Source organism: Acetobacter thailandicus (assembly GCF_011516655.1).
In the GTDB taxonomy this organism is placed as follows: domain Bacteria; phylum Pseudomonadota; class Alphaproteobacteria; order Acetobacterales; family Acetobacteraceae; genus Acetobacter; species Acetobacter thailandicus.
On the sequence record NZ_WOSV01000003.1, the window covers coordinates 30082 to 47993 of the forward strand.

Below are 17912 nucleotides of genomic sequence, written 5' to 3' on the forward strand. Positions count from 1 at the left end.
TCTAAAAATAAATTTGGTAATTTCGTATATTTAAAAGGCACTTATTCTCACAATAAGACCATATAAGCTGTTCTGTCTTGCTAATTGCAATCTATAGTCATTCAGCTGGAGACAACACACTTAAAGCTTCATAAAATCTGATCAGAGCGGTGCGAAGTTTTCGGTCCAAAATCACTCAGGCCGCTTTTTGACGCAGGCTCTAAGGCCTGCCACTGCCCTCTGCGGCCCTCCGCAAAAAACAATCCTTTCTGCAGAAATTGACCTTTTATAGTTTTAGTCTGTAGAACTTTATACAGAAATGCAGATTGCTATCTCCTTCCAGAACAAACAAAACCAGACGGAGACATACTGAATGATCATCGACCAGCGGGTAGGTTTACGCATTGTTGCCCGGGAAATTTTCGGGACACTTTTACTAATGATGGCCTGGGATTTTGTCGTGGTCATTCTGTTTCAGATATTCCACCAGGAATGGATGGAACAACCCAGCCTCCCTGTTTCTCTGATTGGCTCCGCACTGGCGTTATTTATGGGTTTTCGCAACAACAGCGCTTATGCCCGCTGGTGGGAGGCCCGCACATTATGGGGTTCCATTACAAACAACTGCCGCTCTTTCGGTCGTCAGGCCGGCACCCTGCTTAAAGACCGGCCTGACCTTATGTTTGGCATTGCGGCATACCCACATGCTTTGCGTGGCGCACTGGGAAATATTGATGTCTCAGCAGATGTTAACCGCCTTCTGCCACCAGAAATGGCACAGGCCATTGTCGGCTGGCGTAACCAGCCTAACGCTATTCTCTATCAGCTTGGCCTTGGCGTAAGCGATGAGGTTGCCAAAAAGAACATCGACGGAGCCGTCCATGGGCAGATTGACCGTATTTTATCTGACCTAGCCAATGCACAGGGAGGCCTGGAACGTATTCGCAATACGCCGCTTCCCATGCAGTTTTCTTCCCTGCCGCGTGCACTCGTCAATATTTTCTGCATCGTTTTACCACTTTCAATGGTGCAGACACTTGAGTGGATCACACCCCTGGGCTCGACCCTTGTAGGTCTGCTCTTTGTCGTTCTTGATAAAAGTGCCAGTGACCTCCAGGCCCCCTTCTCAAGCACACCGCATTCTCTGCCGATGGCAACAATGGCGCGAAACATCGAAATTGACGTTGTACAACCAACAGGACAACTCTCTCCGCCCCCCCTGGGTACCGTCAACGGGATCCAGTACTGACGTATATGTAGCTATTCGCCGGTTGTTTAGCGATAATCAAAGACATACTTCCTCTTCTGTGGTAAAAGCCAGAGCTATGAATACTTTCAGAGCTACCTCTAAAAATGGCGTGACAGACGCCATGGCACGTACGGCCGCAGCAACTACTGCAGCCGAGGCTAAAATTCGTGTTAAAGACGATGATCCCTTCCAGGAAGGAGATGCTATCGTCTACGCAGCCCACGGTGTGGGACGTGTTGACCGTATTGGCGTTGATGAAATTGCCGGTACAAAGATCGAAGTCATTCAGATTTCCTTTCCTGGCAATCAGATGACTTTGCGCATTCCTTTGTCCAAAGCACGCAAGTCAGGACTGAGGAAGATCGTCTCACGCGAGATCGTTGATAAAGCTATGGCGATCATCAAAGGCAAACCTCATGTCAGTAAGGGCATGTGGGCTCGTCGCGCTGTTGCCTATCAGGAAAAAATCAACTCAGGCGACCTGGTTCAGATTGCTGAAGTCCTGCGCGACCTGCGTCGTAATGTTGACAGTCTCGATGGCAGCTTTAGCGAACGCAAACTCTTTGAGGCTGCACAGGAACGCTTTGTCGCCGAGGTCGCTATTCTTGAAAAGAAAGATCCGGCAGATGTACTTACAACACTGACCGAAGTGATGAAGGCAGCCTGATTTTTTAATATCATAGCGCCCCGCATAAAAGACCCGGAAGATGCAACATCTTGCCGGGTCTTTTTACATGCAGTTACACTGACCATTATTAGCTTAGTTAAGCAATATCTGCCCTGAGGCAGACACCATAAACAGCGGACCTGATTTTATGCATAATAATTTAAGCACAAGCGATGAGACAACTTTACGTCGGGCGCTTAACGAAATTAAATCCGGCCGCTATGAAGCCACGCTTCCTGCCCTTGAGACACTATCCAACCCCGACAGTACAGAAGCGCTGACATTGAAAAGCTTCTGCCTGGCAGGAATGGGCAAAACTGAAGCAGCCGCCAGTCTTCTGTGCCAGGTTGCAGCTCTGACCCCTCTGGCAAAACACCCTCTGGAACAGCTGGTTGATATAATGATCAGCCAGGAACGACGCGATGACAGCCTGCCCGTCTGCCGTGCTGTTATAAAGCGTACCCCACAGGATGCCCGGGTCTATGATATTATGGGGCATGTGCTCACACAAATGGGGGAACTGACAGAAGCGGTTGATATTATTCGACAGGCCTCTGATCTGCGCCCTGACTGTATTCTTTCAAAAAATACTCTGGCAATGGCACTCGCTGAAAAAGGCGATATGGAAGAAGCTTTAGCTATTCTGCAGAATACCCTGAAGCAACATCCTGATAACGCAGCCACTTTATCAAATGCGGCTATTATTCTGGCCAATACAGGGCGCTTTGACGAATCTCTTGATCTGTACCACAGGTCTATTTACCTGCGCCCTGACCATGCTCAGATACGCCTTAACCACTCTATCGCCCTGTTAAAAGCTGGACGTTTCACACAAGGGTGGACAGAGCATGAATGGCGGCTTGATTTACCTGGACATACAAGTCTGCCACGAGAAACGCTTCTTCCAACTCTCACTCCGGATACTGATATCAGCGGCAAGCGCATTCTCATTACGCAGGAAGAAGGCCTTGGAGATACACTTATGTATCTGCGCTATATTGAACCGCTGGCAAAACGTGGTGCTATTCCTCATCTGTGGGTACCGGGCACTCTGGAGGAGCTGTGCAAACGCGTAAAAGGAGCAGCACATGTGCAGGTCGGCGGCTCAGTGCCTGAATTTGACTGGCACTGCCCTTTTATCAGCCTGCCACGGGTTTTTGCTGCCACAGAGGAGAAATGGGGCAGCCCTGTGCCATTCCTCTCCGCTGATCCGGTAAAAGTAAAAAAATTTACTGATCTTATGCCTGATAATGGCAAACTTAATGTGGGCATTATATGGGGTGGTTCGCCGCGCCCTACACTGGTCGGAGCACACCTTGTAGACCGTCGGCGCTCAATGCACCTCGACACACTGGCTCCGCTCGGCAAGCTGCGTCATGTTAATCTGATCAGCGTGCAAAAAGGCCCCTATGCCGGGCAGACAGAAAATCTGCCCGAAGGAATGACACTTTATGACCCGACAGATGACCTTAATTCTATGGATGATACAGCAGCCCTGATTATGGCTCTGGATGTCCTGGTCTCTGTTGATACATCGTGCGTTCACCTGGCCGGCGGTTTAGGCAAGCCCGTGATCATGATGGATCGTTACGATAATTGCTGGCGGTGGCTGCACAAAACAAGCACAAGCCACTGGTACCCCTCCCTGCAGATTGTAAGGCAGGAAGTACCGCGCCAGTGGAAACCTGTTGTTGAAAATGTCTGTGCCATTCTGCGTAAAATGGCCCGTGAAAAAAGCAAATGACCTCTGCTGCTGCAAAGGCCAGAAGCAGGAAACACCTAGCCTGAAATACCAGTCTTAACAGCAGATGGAGCAATCAGTTTAGCCGGACTGCCGTTACCAATCACTTCGAATACACCAAGGTCACGGCGGGTCCGTCCGTTAGGTAATAAGGTAATCGGGCCATCAACGCCGTTAAACCCTTCTGAACGAGTCAGAATATTCACCGGATAACCTGATGGAGCGATTTGAGAAACTGTCTTCGCAATATTCGCAGCATCGTAAGATAAATCAGCAAGCGGCCGTGGCATATGGTGATTTCTGGCCATAAACTGATTAACAAAACCCTGACGGGAGGCCGGGTCGGGTGCTGCGTACCAAGCGCCTCGCAGCGCTCCCAGCTTTGTCGCGAAAGCTGACCATAAACCAGGACCAAGGATACGCACGGAAGGAGCTGCGACCTGTGTCTCGTTCAGAGCATCTATAACCATCCTGAGACCGGCTCCGGTATCTCCCAGAAGCAAAGCATCAAACGGTGGTGCTGGCAGTTGCAGCTTCTGCTCCGCTGGCGTTGCCTCAGCATCCGGCCTGAGTGCTGCGGCAAGATCTGCAGGCAGCGAGCTGTTATTTTCCCCTGCAGAATCTGTCACGGCGGGCTCGGCCTGAACAGGAGCCGTCTCGCCTGCTCCTCCCTGTGCCTGAGCCAGCCGCGAATCATAAGCAGTCAGCTCATGCGCGGTCATCTTAATGCTTGCTGCGCTGGCGATATGGTACACGACAACAGGTGAAGGTAACCCCTGCTCAAGACAAGCTGCTTTCAGACCTGCTCCCATAGCGCGACCCAGGGGGTTGTCGGGCAGTAAGGCTGCAAAACGCGTGCGCCCCTCCTGGTGAGCAAGAAACACCAGCCTCTGAACCTGATCCTCAGGCGTAATACCCATAACCCACACGCCAGGATGTGCCTGCGAAATATCACTGGTAAATGCCAGGACAGGAACGCCGGCAGACAATGCACCAGGGGCCGCTGCGGCTGTATCACCTGCTGTAAGAGGGCCGAGAAGCAGAGTATCACCCGCGCTGATTGCCGCTGCAGCGGCAGCAGCCGCACCACCAGAGCCGGCGGTGTCTCTTACATCCATTTGAGGAACAGCTACGCCCTGCGCCGAAGACGTGGCAGATAAAGCCAGCTGTGCACCTGCAAGTAACTCGTGCCCAAGAGATGCATTAGGCCCGGACAACGGCAGTAAAACACCGACTTTATGACCTGCTTCTGTCGCCTCTGGCTTAGTCGTTTCGTGCGCACAACCGGCAAGCAAAAAACCTGCCATACCAAAAACAGCCAGTCCGGTCTTGCGTATCATCTTATTTACCGTCACATCCCGATACAATACCCTGGCAGTCGTCACACCAGAAAAGAAAGAGCAGGCTCGTGCCATCATCCAGTTTATCTCCCGAAAGCAACCGGCCTGATATAGAACACGGCGGGCCTCTTTCGTCCAATAATAATAATAATCAGCACACTACAGATCGTATGTCCCGTACATTTGCTCTGACGCTGGTCGCAACACCTATCGGTAACCTCAGTGACTTCAGCCCGCGGGCCATACAGGCCTTAAAACATGCTGACCTCGTTTTGTGCGAAGATACACGTACAACAGCCAGATTACTGAGCGAATATAATATTTCAGTCAGAACTGAAGCACTTCATGAACATAATGAGGAGCAAAGAGTTCCGGGTCTGATAAGCAAATTAGAGCAGGGTTTACAGATCGCTCTGGTCTCAGATGCCGGTATGCCTCTGCTGTCTGACCCGGGATATCGCCTGGTACGGGCTGCCATTGATGCTGATATTCCGCTCACTGTCATTCCCGGCCCCAATGCTGCACTAACGGGCCTTGTTTTGTCAGGGCTGCCGCCACATCCGTTTATGTTTATTGGCTTCCCTCCTCCACGCTCTTCAGCGCGCAAAGAAGCCTTTGCAAAACTTCATGCGGCAGAACATGCAGGTCTGGCAGCCACCTTAATATGGCACGAATCCCCTCACCGTCTGAGCGAAACACTGGTGGATATGGAAGCCATATTTGGCCCGTCACGCCAGGGAGCTGTCGCACGTGAGCTGACCAAGCGCTTTGAAGAAGTCAGGCGGGGGACGCTGAGCCAGCTGGCAGAATATTATGCAGCCAATACACCCCGCGGAGAAATTACCGTGCTTCTTGGCCCGCCGTCAGAAACACAGGAAACAAGCCAGCGCTCGCTCGACGATACACTGCGCTCGTTGCTTGAAACACACTCTGTCAAGGATGCTGCAACTCTGGCTGCAACAGCCGCAGGCCTGCCACGCCGAACCGTTTATGCACGGGCACTGGAGCTGACAACGAAAGGAAAAAACTAAAAACGCAGCCTGAAGTCAGCAGACGATAAAAATGCTGACTATCCCTCTTCAGCCAGTGCCATGCCTGCGGCATGTCCGCTGGCCCAGGCCCAGTGAAAATTGTAACCGCCCAGCCAGCCGGTAACATCTGCAGCTTCGCCAATGACATACAGGCCAGGCACTTTTTCAGCCTGCATCGTGCGCGATGAGAGTGAGCGGGTATCGATCCCACCCAGTGTCACCTCAGCTTTGGCAAAGCCCTCCGTGCCTGTCGGATGCACATCCATACGATGACAGGACTGCGCAATATGACGCACAGCTTTATCAGACCATTCAACCAGCGGACGGTCAGGGGCATACTGCCCGGCCATCTCATGCGCCAGACGCTGCGGCAACCAGCGGCTTAAGGCTGCGGGGCCACGCATCTTGCCTTTAGCCTTTTTAATGTCTCCCAGCAGCTGTTCAAAATTCTGACCAGGCAGCAAATCAATACGTATCGCCTCACCAGGTTGCCAGTATGACGAAATCTGCAGCAATGCCGGGCCTGAAAGCCCGCGATGAGTAAACAGAAGTGCCTCCTCAAACACACGCTTGCCGCATGATACTCTGACCGGCAGAGAAATACCGGCAAGTGTGTGCACCCACCGATCCGACTCTGCGCCAAAAACCAGCGGCACAAGCCCGGGGGTGGGCTGTATTACGGAAAGACCGAACTGACGGGCAATGTCATAGGCAAACCCGGTAGCGCCTGTTTTAGGTACAGACAAACCGCCCGTTGCCAGCACAACAGCACGGGCAGAGAAATTACCTGCGGATGTTTCTACGCTAAACTGATCAGAGCGCCTGACAGATGTTACTTTTACATCCGTCATCACACGCACATGAGCCTGTGCGCATTCTGCAAGCAGCATCGTCACGATATCGCGTGCTGAATTATCACAAAAAAGCTGTCCCAGCTTTTTCTCATGCCAGGGAATATGATGCTTTTTAAGAAGTTCAAGAAAATCAGCCGGTTTATATCGGCTTAGCGCCGAATAAGGAAAGCGCCTGTTCTGCGACAGGTAGCATTCAGGCCGGATATCGAGGTTAGTAAAATTGCAGCGCCCACCCCCTGAAATAAGGATCTTACGTCCCACTTCGGCATTGTGATCAAGCACAACAACCTGGCGTCCGCCACGGGCAGCCGTGATGGCAGCCATAAGACCCGCTGCACCACCACCAATAACAATAACATCGGCAGAGCGTGCCGTCCGTTCACGTATCGTCACAATAATTCAGAACTCAGAAATCAAGATTAGCGTAATGACCGGGCGGCGTAATGCCCGACACACGATCAGACAGTAATGGCCGGAAACACGGACGTGACTTCATACGGGCATACCAGTCACGCAGTGCCGGAACGCGGGACCAGTCAATGTCACCAATAAAATCGAGACATGACAGATGCGCTGCAGCTGAAAAATCAGCAAGCGACAGAAACGACCCGGCAAGCCAGTTTCGATTCTCTGCCAGTCCGTTGATATATTTCAGCCTGGGCTTCATCGCGTTATAGCCCTCGCGCAGAATCGAACCATCAGGATTCCCCTGTCCGCTCAAACGCTTAAACACACGCTCTGTAATAAAGCGATCCGTCACATCACGGGCAAAATGCCCGCCAAACCATGCAACCAGGCGCCTGACCTCAACACGCTCTGCCAGGGTACGCCCCAGCAATGGTGTGCCGGAATATGCCTCTTCCAGATATTCACAGATCACTCTGGAGTCAGGCACAACCAGCCCGTTATCCTCACAAAGGACCGGGACCTCACCCGCCGGGTTAAGCGCCAGAAATTCCGGGCGTTTTTCCCACACAGGCTCAATTACCGTATCGAACGGCAGACGTTTCTCACCCAGAACAAGACGCACATTGCGGCAATAGGGAGACATGGGATGATGAAAAAGGGTACGCATAGAAATAAGATTTATGACATTGTCTGCTGTCTTGCCAGAGGCTAAATGAAAATGAAGTAAACTTTAAAATGTCGCACCAGATTATACAGACACAACGTAGCCTTCCCTGATAGTCAGGCACCCTATCCTTTATGATTTTTCCTCCAAGAGGTATTTTCTTTGTCCGGCACGCCTTCCTCTCCCCGTATTCGTTTGTCTGGCCGCTCTTTTCTGGCACTGACCCTCACACCTGAAGCCCCGCTTGTGGACTGGCTGCAGGCACTGGATGCACAGATCAGCCGCTCAGCAGGCTTCTTCTCAGGGAAACCCATCATTCTTGATCTGGCGTGCCTGGCAGAAAATACGCCCCACCTTGCAGATCTCAAATCTGCTCTCGAAGAGCGCGGCATTAATATTATTGCTATTGAGAACGGGAATCGGGAGTGGGCGTCTGTCGCCGACTGGGGATGGCCGGAAAGTCTCGTCGGCGGACGCTCATCAGGTGAAGTGAAAATTCCTGATGAAACAACACCCCCTCCTCCCCCGCAGGCTGTGGCTTCCAGCCTGCTCATTGAAGACCCTGTCAGGTCAGGTCAGCATATTGTCTGGCCAGATGGTGATGTCATTATTCTTGGTGCGGTTGCCTCAGGGGCTGAAATTTCAGCAGGCGGATCAATTCATATTTACGGCGCATTACGTGGCCGTGCGATTGCAGGCCTTGGTGGCCACCCCGAAGCGCGAATCTACGCCCGTGTTCTTGAGGCTGAACTTGTGGCGATCGACGGATTTTATGCCACAGCCGAAGAAATGGAAACCGCCCCGGCTGGCAAGCCAACGCAGGTGCTGCTTGAGGGAGAAACCCTTGTTTTCCGCGCGATAACCTGATTTTCTGCTTACCCGATTACAAAAAAGAAAGTTTCCGTCACATTCTGCATTTCTTTATTTCTGTGCAAACTGTATCTTACACTTTCTATATTGTCTTTGTGCGTTTTTACGAACGCCGGGGGCTACAGATTACAGGGCGCAGAGAGGATAAGGCGGATGTCAAAGGTTCTGGTTGTTACGTCGGGCAAAGGCGGGGTAGGTAAAACCACGACGTCCGCAGCGCTGGGTGCAGCGCTGGCTAAAGCGGGGGAAAAGGTCGTCCTGGTCGACTTTGATGTGGGCCTGCGTAACCTCGACCTGATTATGGGTGCCGAACGACGGGTTGTTTTCGACCTCATCAACGTCATTCAGGGAGACGCCAGCCTTAATCAGGCATTAATCAAAGATAAACGAGTCGATACACTTTACCTGCTGCCCGCCTCGCAAACGCGGGACAAAGATGCCCTGACATCTGAAGGCGTAAAAAAAGTTATCAACGAACTCCGCTCAAAATTCGACTGGGTTGTCTGTGACAGCCCTGCCGGTATCGAGCGCGGTGCACAGATGGCCATGTATCACGCTGACATGGCTGTTATTGTCACCAACCCTGAAGTCTCATCGGTCAGAGATAGTGACCGTATTATCGGTATGCTCGACAGCACGACCGAGCGTGCAAAAAAAGGAAAGAAAATCGATAAACACCTGCTGATCACCCGTTATGATCCGCAGCGTGCCGCACGGGGCGATATGCTTGCCACCGACGATATGCTCGATATTCTTTCTATTCCTTTGCTTGGCATCATCCCTGAGAGCACAGATGTGCTGCGCGCCTCAAACCTGGGCGCACCGGTAACACTTGCTGAGCCGGAAAGCCCGCCCGCCCGTGCTTATATCGATGCTGTTCGCCGCCTGAAAGGTGAAACAGTGGAAATGACCGTTCCGTCAGGTCGTCGGACCCTGCTGGACTGGCTCTTCAGACGGAGGGTAGCATGAGTTCTTTTCTGAGTGCTCTTTTTAAAAAACGTTCATCAGCGCCTGTTGCCCGCGACAGACTGCAAATTCTGCTTGCCCATGAACGTATTTCAGGCAGCGACGATAAAAATGACCTGATCACACAGCTGCATCGTGAGATCATGGAAGTTATCAAACGCTATGTCGCTGTTGATCAGGACAAAGTGCAGATCAAGCTTGATCGTGGCGCACACTGCTCAATGCTTGAAATTGATGTTGAAGTTCCTGGCCTTTCAAACAGTAAGCCTGCATCAGATAAAGCTGCAACGCCCGGACCTGCTCCGGAAAAAAAGCCTGCCTCGCAGGATGCATCAGCGCCGGCTAAAAAGTAACAGGAAGAGCAATTATGTTAAAAAAAGACTGGCATTTTCTGCCGGTCCTTTTTTAACAGCTCAGCCTGAGAAAATATCCTTATATTTTTGATAAATATCCCAAACAAAGCTTGCATTGATCATAAAAGCCTGCTTGCTCTTTATCCTATGCAGCCCACATCTCCCAAAACCGGATGGTTCCCCATTGTTTTGCGCATGGAAGACGCCCATGTGCTCGTTATCGGAGGCGGAAACGTCGCTGCCAACAAAGTGCAGCTACTTGTCCAGACCGGAGCGCGTATCGAGGTTCTGTCTTCTGATTTATGCGATGAGCTGCGCATACTTGCTGAAAAAAAAGAAATTGCGCACCAGGCCCTGGATGTAACGGCTGCTGACGTCAGGGTGCGGCTGCCGCACTGCCGGCTGGTTTATATTGCCACAAATGACAAAGCGCTGAACCGTTCGCTGGCTACCCTGTGCCTTGAGGCTAATGTGCCTGTCTGCTCAGTCGATGATCCGGGTTTTTCAAGTTTTATTACGCCTGCCCTGTCTATTCGCGGGGAAGTGCAGATTGCGGTTTCCACCGGAGGTGCAGCCCCCGTTCTGGCGCGACGACTGCGGGCACGCATTGAAGAGCTCCTCCCGGCTGGTCTGAATAAGCTTGCAGCCTTTATGCAAAACGCCCGCCTGCCCCTGCGTGACAAGCTCCCTGATCCATCTGAACGCCGTAGGGTGTGGGAAAGTTTTCTCGATGGCAAAGGTCAGAAACTGGCTCTGGAAGGGAAAACCGAACAGGCCACCCAGGAACTTAACCGCCTGACGGAAGGACACCGCCAGCAGGGTGAAGTCTGGCTTGTTGGTGCCGGACCAGGAGACCCGGATTTATTGACCCTTGCCGCTCTGCGCCTGATGCAGGACGCTGATACAGTTCTGTATGATAATCTTGTCTCGCCAGATATTCTTAATTATGTCCGCCGCGACGCTGAGCGTGTTTTCGTTGGCAAACAACGCAACCACCATACCCTGCCTCAGCAGGACATTAATGCCGAACTCATTCGCCGTGCAAAAGCCGGGGAACGTGTGCTCCGCCTGAAAGGTGGTGACCCCTTCATCTTTGGCCGGGGCGGTGAAGAAATGGAAGCTCTGGTTGATGCAGGCGTTTCTTTTCGCATTATTCCAGGCATTTCAGCCGCTAATGGCTGTGCAGCCTATGCCGGCATTCCCCTGACACACCGTGACTGTGCACAGGCCTGCCTTTTTCTGACAGGGCATGCCCGTGCAGATGGTACGCTCGAACTGGCATGGGAAAAAATTGCTCTGCATGGCCAGACAATTGTTATTTATATGGGGTTAAATGCCCTTCCATCTTTATGTCAGCAGTTACAGGCTCATGGTTTACCCGCAGACTGGCCAGCAGCTCTGATTGAGCACGGTACAACACCACGCCAGCGTGTTTTCACCGGCACACTCAGCTCTCTTCCTGAAACTTCCGTAACACACAAGGTAACCAGCCCGGCCCTTGTAATAATTGGTGAGGTTGTCCGCCACAGAGTGGTTCCATTGCACCCCTGACTTTGACGACAAATATATTTTTCATATCGTCGGAATGGTAACGTGCTATCTTTTTTTCAGATATCGACTATAATTTCAGAAGAACGAAACACAGAACTCTTTCATATTTCATAAATCAAAGAAAATATTGCTCTTCCCGGTGGAGGCGGTAGATACAACATATGACACCTGCTTCATTGCTGCTCTGGCTGAGAAACAGCATTCCCACACTGGACCGCTATATTTTTCACCAGCTTTTTGTCGCATTGCTTGCAACAACCGGTGGGCTGGCAGCATTAATATGGCTTATGCAGTCACTGCACTTTGTGTCTCTGGTTGTTGACCGTGGGCTCTCTCTGGGGGTTTTTATCAAGCTGACAAGCCTGCTTGTTCCCTCATTTGTCGCTGTTATTCTGCCTATTACGACATTTGTCGTCAGCCTGTTTGTGTATCAGAGGCTGGCAGGAGACAGAGAGCTGACTGTTATGCGCGCTGCTGGCCTTTCGCCTTTTGCGACTGCCAAGCCAGGGGTAAGCTGCGCCATCATGGCAACCATTTGCGGTTTTTTGCTCAATTTATGGATTGTACCGCATTCTTATCATGCATTCAGAGCTTACGAATTTCAGATCCGAAATAAAATGGCTGCCTTTATGTTGCAGGAAGGCGTTTTTACCAAAGTCTCAGATGTAATGACTGTCTATATCCGTTCACGCAGTCACGATGGCACACTACACGGTATTATGGTTGAGGATGATCGTCAGCCTGACCGCCATGCAACTATTCTGGCCAACCACGGCACACTGGTTGTGGTGGATGATGTGCCGCGGGTCATTTTATACGATGGCTCGCGTCAGGTGATTAACAAACAGACCGGCCGCCTGGATATGCTTGTTTTTAAAGAAGACACTATGGACCTTACGTCTCAGAAACAGGCAGAATCACGCAGTACAGACGCAGCCGAAATGTCTCTTTCTATGCTGCTTCATCCTGATCCGGAGCTTGTGTCAGAGCGTGATACAGGCAAATTTAAAGTGGAAGGATGGAGACGGCTGACCTCACCCCTCACCTGCTTCTCTTTTGCTATGGTCGGGCTGTTTGCTGTTCTGCGCGGTATCTTTTCACGCCATGGCAATATCAAGCGTCCCCTGGGTGCCATTCTTGCCGTCGTTGGCCTGCTTGCATGTAACCTGGTCCTGCAAAACCTCGCGAGCCGCAATACCTCTCTTATTCCTCTCATTCCTGTTCTGGCCCTGCTGCCAGGTCTGATTTGTTCTGCTATTCTGTTCGGCCCCGAACGCGCGAAAAGCACCAAAGCAGAAATGACCTCCTGAAGAGAGAGAGATAAACACAACCATGTTCGCCTCTCCGACATTCTCTTTTTATATCGCACGGCAGTTTGTCTTTTGCGTTCTGGCTATGATTGCGTCTTTGACAGGCATCGTCTGCCTGTTCGATTTTATTGACCTGTTGCGTCGCGTTGCAACAAAACCAAACGTATCAACAAATGTGGTTACTGAAATCGCAGCGTTGCATGTGCCTCATTTTTCAATTCAGATTTTACCATTTGGTGTACTGCTTGGCGGCATTATCTGTTTCTGGCGTCTGACGCGCTCATCCGAACTTATTGTCGCCCGTGCAGCGGGCATTTCGGCGTGGCAGTTCCTTACTGCCCCTCTGGCCTGCGCCATAACAATAGGCCTGCTGACAACCATGGTGCTCTCTCCCATGGCATCCTCCCTCTACCGCAAGGCTGAAGAGCTGGATCAGCAATATTTACGCACAGAAGGCGGGCCACTCACCTTAACGGGGGGCTCTCTCTGGCTGCGACAGTCAGACACCCGGTTTGACCCGCATGGTGTCGCACTCATTCATGTAGGCAGCGTGAAAATGTGGAGCAATGCTTCACTTCATGTGAAAGATATCTCCGTTCTGCGCCTTGACCATGAAGATGGTCTGATTGAACGCATCGAATCACCTGAGGGATACCTGTCACATCAGAAATGGATTCTGAATAACAGCTACACAGCCAGACCTTATCAGATTTTACAGCCTGCAGGACAATTCGTGCTTCCGACTGATTTAACACTGAACCGGGTGCAGGATAGTTTTGCCTCTCCTGAAACTCTTTCCATCTGGACATTACCAGGCTTTATTCATCTTCTTGATACATCAGGCTTTTCATCTGTCAGGCATCGTATTCATTTCCAGTCACTACTTGCTATTCCTGTGCTTGCCGGCACAATGACCCTGGTCGCAGCAGGCTTTTCTATGCGGCCTATCCGCCGTGGTGGTGTTGCCCGTATGATTGGCTCTGGTGTTGCTGCTGGTTTTCTGCTCTTCACTGTGTCAAAAGTTGCTGAGCAGTTCGGTAATTCCGGTGCACTCCCGCCAGTCATGGCTGCATGGGCACCTGCAGTTGCAGGGCTTTGCCTGGCACTCTCACTACTTCTCCACCTTGAGGATGGCTGACTTAAAACAATGCATTATAAGCCACCGTCACGATACAGGTTAACGCGCCGCAAACATGCTATGGCAGCAGCCACCGCCCTGAGCACGCTTGCATCAGGCCTGGGCCTGGCAATGCCAGAAACTGCTATGGCTCAGTTTCGTCCATCTCCGATGCATCTGACACCGACCAAAAATAATTCAACTGATCAGCCAGCAACCTTTCAGGCTGACAAAGTTGATTATAATGACGTCGAGCATACCATCACCTGGACGGGGAACGTACAGCTCTGGCAGGGCGATAACGTCATGCACGCTGACAAAATCGTTTATGACAGAGACACGGGCGTTGTCGCAGCGCATGGCAATGTTGCTTCTATACAGCCTGATGGAACAGTCATTCACGCGCAATATGCCGAACTCACCGGCGGTATGCGCGATGGGATTATGATGCATGTCGGCACAACTCTGCCTGAAAATGCACGAATGGCCGCCAATGGTATGCGCCGTACAGGCGGAAAAGTTAACGACATGAGCCGTGCTGTCTACACAGCCTGTGAAATTTGTAAAAAAGACAAAAAACGAGCACCGTTCTGGCAATTCCGTGCCTACGACGCGACACAGGACCTCGAACATCAGGAAATTATTTTCAGAGACACCTATCTCGATATTCTGGGAATTCCGGTCCTGTATATGCCCTTCTTTTCTATGACCGACCCTTCTGCCAAACGACACAGCGGCTTTCTGATGCCTGGGGTTACCCCCCATGACCGCTACCTTGGTACCTATTTTACAATCCCCTATTACTGGGTGATTGATAATCAATCCGACATGACTGTGCAGGCACTGTTTTCAACCAAAACAAACCCTCAGCTAAGCGCACAGTATCGTCGTCGCTTTAACTTCGGCATGGTCAAAGTGCAGGGCGGCATAACTGACAGCTCTATGCGCTCCAAAGCCTATACCAACGATTTTGGTAACGATGTTTCAGGCGGTAATGGGCACGGTTTTCAGGGCTATCTGTTCCTGAATGCTAATTTCTCACTCAACAAATACTGGCGTGCAGGTGTAAACGTTAACCTGGCAACATCAGCTGACTACATGCGTAACTACCGTGTTACCGGTTATGGTAACGATACCCTTAACTCTAATGTTTATCTTGAAGGGTTCGGTACAGGCTCATATTCACGTATCGACGCCCAGTATTATCAGGGGCTGAACCAGGGTGTTATTCGTAACACGGACCTGCCTTTTGTTTTGCCCCGTTACACATACAGCTTCCTGGGGCAGCCTGATGCACTTGGCGGACGCTTTGGCATGTCTACAACCGACTTTAATGTCAGGCGTGACAACGGGACTTCTGATATCAGAGGGCAGGTTGCACTCAACTGGGACCGTCCTTTTCAGAACAAGCTGGGACAAAAATACCTGCTGACGCTGCATCTTGATTCAACACTCTATAGTGCTTCTCATCTTGACCAGCAGCCCAACTATTATAACCGCCACGGCGCTGCAACTTCAGGGCAGGTACTCCCGACCATCGCTCTGAAAACCAGCTGGCCTTTTGTCCGGGCATTTGAAAAGGGACACGGCTCTCAGATTCTCGAGCCCATCGTCCAGCTTATCTATGCACCCAATACAGGGTATAGCAGAAATAATATGCCGAACGAAGACAGTATGTCCTATGAGTTCACCGATTCAACTTTGTTTTCGCTTAACCGCTATCAGGGCACGGACAGACTGGACGGCGGGTTGCGTGCCAATGTCGGTTTGCACGCAAACTGGACATGGGACGGACATGAGGTTGACCTGCTGGGAGGAGAAAGCTTTCAGGAGCATATCAACCACGATCAGCTCCCATATTCCGGACTTGAGCACCACGCCTCTGATATCGTCATGCGGGCGCGCGTGGTCCCTAATCAGTATTTCGATTTTAACGGACGCATGCGTCTCGATCCCTACACCAAGCACGTAAATTTTGGTGATGCATTATTCAGCGTTGGTGTTCCTCACTTCCGCGTTCGTGGTGGCTATGTTTATGAACCGGTTACACCTTACTATTATTATGCCACAGACTATCGTTCATCAGGGCCCTCTTCACTCTATTACGTCAAAACCAACGAACTGAGTGGTGGTTTCTCCTCAGACTGGGGCGCATGGCACTTGTCTGCTTTTGCACGCCGCAGCCTGTCACGAAAAGAATTTGTATCACTGGGTGGAGACCTTGGTTACAGCAACGACTGCTTTGGAATAGATGTATTATATATGAAACAATACACAACCATTGGCGGGCAGCAGCGTAACTCGACTGTGCTTTTCACAGTCAGCCTTAAAACCCTTGGCTCTTTCGGCCTGAAGTAAGAACTACTTCAAAAACCTTGCCGATTCCGCTATCAGCAATGATACGCTTCTTCTGTCAGAAAGCTGAAAGACCGCTCTGTATGCTTCTACGCTCTCCTGCTCTCATGTGCTCTCTCGCTGCGCTGACCGTTTTTTCTCTTTCCTGTGCACCAGCTATGGCCGCCAGCCATACAACAATTAAGGCGGTCACCCCGGCCGGGCACACAGGCAACGCTGCACCGGCAACCCCTGAGCCGGATGATATGATTCTGGCTATTATTAACAATATTCCGCTGACCAAACGTGATGTTGATAACAGAGGAAAATTATTTGCCCTGTCAACAGGCTTACAAATCAGCCCGGAACTGATGGAGCGCATGCGCTCGCAAATTATCCGTCAGATGATTGATGAGCGTCTGCGCACCCAGGAAATCTACTCCCGGCATATCAACATCTCTCCTGAGCAGATTGCCGCAGCCATTGCCAATATTGAAAAACGCAATGGCATGGCGCCTAACGCTTTGCGGGACCGCCTTGCCTCTGATGGCGTCTCTCTGACCACCCTGATCGATCAGATTCGCGTGCAAATTGGCTGGATCCAGGTTTTGCGGCAGGATCTGGGGGCACACGGGCGTGTAACCGCAAAGGAAATCGCACAGCGTGAAGAAGCGTTGCGCCGTGAGGATGGACGCCCGGAATATAATCTGAGCGAAATTTTTGTAAAAGTTGACGACCCCCGGCATGCAGAGGAAGAGCTGGCTTTTACGAACACCGTTATTCAGGAATTGCGTAAAGGCGCCCCTTTCCCGATTGTTGCTGCACAGTTTTCACAAAGTCAGACCGCATTGCAGGGTGGCTCAATGGGCTGGGTACAGGAAGATGAACTCGATCCGGCCGTCGTTAATATTATCAGGCAGATCCCTGTTGGGGTAAACGCCATTTCAAATCCCATTAAAGTTCCCGGTGGGTTTGTCATTATTACAGTCAATGGCAAACGCATTATCGGGCATCAGCCTGGTCATGTTGTCACTGTGCGTCAGGCTTTCCTGCCATTTAGTACCCCTCTCAACCCACAGCATCCAACAGCACAGCAGGAACAGGTACTGCAAAAAGCAGTACATTATGGGCAGACCGTTAATACCTGCCAGCAGGTAGAAGATATCAATAAAGAATCTGGTGAGAAACGCCCCAGTGACCCGGGTGAATTACCGCTTGAGAGCATGAATCCTCAGATGCAGGAAGTTATTGCACCTCTGCCACTCAATAAACTTTCCCGTCCTCTGATTACCCCTGATGGCATTTCCCTGATTATGGTCTGCTCGAAGAAAGAGAAAAATTTCGCTTCACGGTCACCAAGTGAAATTGCTGACCAGCTGATGAGCGAGCGCGTTGAGCAAACAGCACGCCAGCTTGATAATGACCTGCACCGTCGGGCTATTATCAATAAACGTATTAAAATTAAGGGAGTATAAGTT

Annotated in this window: 15 protein-coding genes; 12 read left to right on the top strand and 3 right to left on the bottom strand. The window is 51.1% G+C overall.

What is annotated here, in order from left to right; genetic code table 11:
- Window positions 1-352: 352 nt before the first annotated feature.
- From GOB58_RS05245 to GOB58_RS05255, 3 genes are all read left to right on the top strand, one after another.
- On the top strand, window positions 353-1228 hold the full coding sequence (locus tag GOB58_RS05245) for a bestrophin family protein (protein ID WP_086554332.1): 876 nt from the start codon (window positions 353-355) through the stop codon (window positions 1226-1228).
- Between the two features lie 76 nt (window positions 1229-1304).
- Entirely contained in the window at window positions 1305-1895 is a 591-nt protein-coding gene (locus GOB58_RS05250) for a CarD family transcriptional regulator (RefSeq protein WP_086554492.1), read from the top strand.
- A 148-nt stretch (window positions 1896-2043) separates the two neighbouring features.
- Window positions 2044-3639, top strand: coding sequence for a tetratricopeptide repeat protein (locus GOB58_RS05255; protein ID WP_173559547.1), 1596 nt, complete (start codon window positions 2044-2046; stop codon window positions 3637-3639).
- A gap of 35 nt (window positions 3640-3674) precedes the next feature.
- On the opposite strand, the gene GOB58_RS05260 is transcribed toward GOB58_RS05255, so the two are convergent.
- Window positions 3675-5051, bottom strand: coding sequence for a penicillin-binding protein activator (locus GOB58_RS05260; protein WP_173559696.1), 1377 nt, complete (start codon window positions 5049-5051; stop codon window positions 3675-3677).
- Here GOB58_RS05260 and rsmI point away from each other — a divergent pair.
- Entirely contained in the window at window positions 5045-6007 is a 963-nt protein-coding gene (rsmI, locus tag GOB58_RS05265) for a 16S rRNA (cytidine(1402)-2'-O)-methyltransferase (RefSeq protein WP_407651733.1), read from the top strand. The genes GOB58_RS05260 and rsmI overlap by 7 nt on opposite strands.
- Window positions 6008-6045: 38 nt before the next feature.
- On the opposite strand, the gene GOB58_RS05270 is transcribed toward rsmI, so the two are convergent.
- Window positions 6046-7248, bottom strand: a complete 1203-nt coding sequence (locus GOB58_RS05270) for a BaiN/RdsA family NAD(P)/FAD-dependent oxidoreductase (protein ID WP_173559697.1) — start codon at window positions 7246-7248, stop codon at window positions 6046-6048.
- 19 nt (window positions 7249-7267) lie between these two features.
- Window positions 7268-7936: a glutathione S-transferase family protein gene (locus tag GOB58_RS05275; protein WP_086554335.1), complete on the bottom strand. Its 669-nt coding sequence runs from the start codon at window positions 7934-7936 to the stop codon at window positions 7268-7270.
- A 159-nt stretch (window positions 7937-8095) separates the two neighbouring features.
- Here GOB58_RS05275 and minC point away from each other — a divergent pair, with 159 nt between their 5' ends.
- The 8 genes from minC to GOB58_RS05315 all read left to right on the top strand — a co-directional run bounded on the left by minC (window position 8096) and on the right by GOB58_RS05315 (window position 17909).
- Window positions 8096-8800, top strand: coding sequence for a septum site-determining protein MinC (gene minC / locus GOB58_RS05280; RefSeq protein ID WP_173559548.1), 705 nt, complete (start codon window positions 8096-8098; stop codon window positions 8798-8800).
- A gap of 156 nt (window positions 8801-8956) precedes the next feature.
- Window positions 8957-9772, top strand: coding sequence for a septum site-determining protein MinD (minD, locus tag GOB58_RS05285; protein ID WP_086554337.1), 816 nt, complete (start codon window positions 8957-8959; stop codon window positions 9770-9772).
- Window positions 9769-10122 (top strand): cell division topological specificity factor MinE, encoded by a 354-nt coding sequence (gene minE / locus GOB58_RS05290; RefSeq protein WP_086636022.1) that lies wholly within the window; start codon window positions 9769-9771, stop codon window positions 10120-10122. Before minD ends, minE begins: the two co-directional genes overlap by 4 nt.
- 147 nt (window positions 10123-10269) lie before the next feature.
- Entirely contained in the window at window positions 10270-11673 is a 1404-nt protein-coding gene (gene cysG, locus GOB58_RS05295) for a siroheme synthase CysG (protein WP_173559549.1), read from the top strand.
- Window positions 11674-11834: 161 nt separating this feature from the next.
- Complete coding sequence (gene lptF / locus GOB58_RS05300; RefSeq protein WP_173559550.1) at window positions 11835-12983, top strand: LPS export ABC transporter permease LptF; 1149 nt, start codon at window positions 11835-11837, stop codon at window positions 12981-12983.
- A 22-nt stretch (window positions 12984-13005) separates the two neighbouring features.
- On the top strand, window positions 13006-14121 hold the full coding sequence (gene lptG / locus GOB58_RS05305; RefSeq protein ID WP_173559551.1) for an LPS export ABC transporter permease LptG: 1116 nt from the start codon (window positions 13006-13008) through the stop codon (window positions 14119-14121).
- Window positions 14122-14130: 9 nt separating this feature from the next.
- Window positions 14131-16458 (top strand): LPS-assembly protein LptD, encoded by a 2328-nt coding sequence (locus GOB58_RS05310; RefSeq protein ID WP_173559552.1) that lies wholly within the window; start codon window positions 14131-14133, stop codon window positions 16456-16458.
- 80 nt (window positions 16459-16538) lie between these two features.
- Window positions 16539-17909: a peptidylprolyl isomerase gene (locus tag GOB58_RS05315; RefSeq protein WP_173559553.1), complete on the top strand. Its 1371-nt coding sequence runs from the start codon at window positions 16539-16541 to the stop codon at window positions 17907-17909.
- Window positions 17910-17912 lie beyond the last annotated feature (3 nt).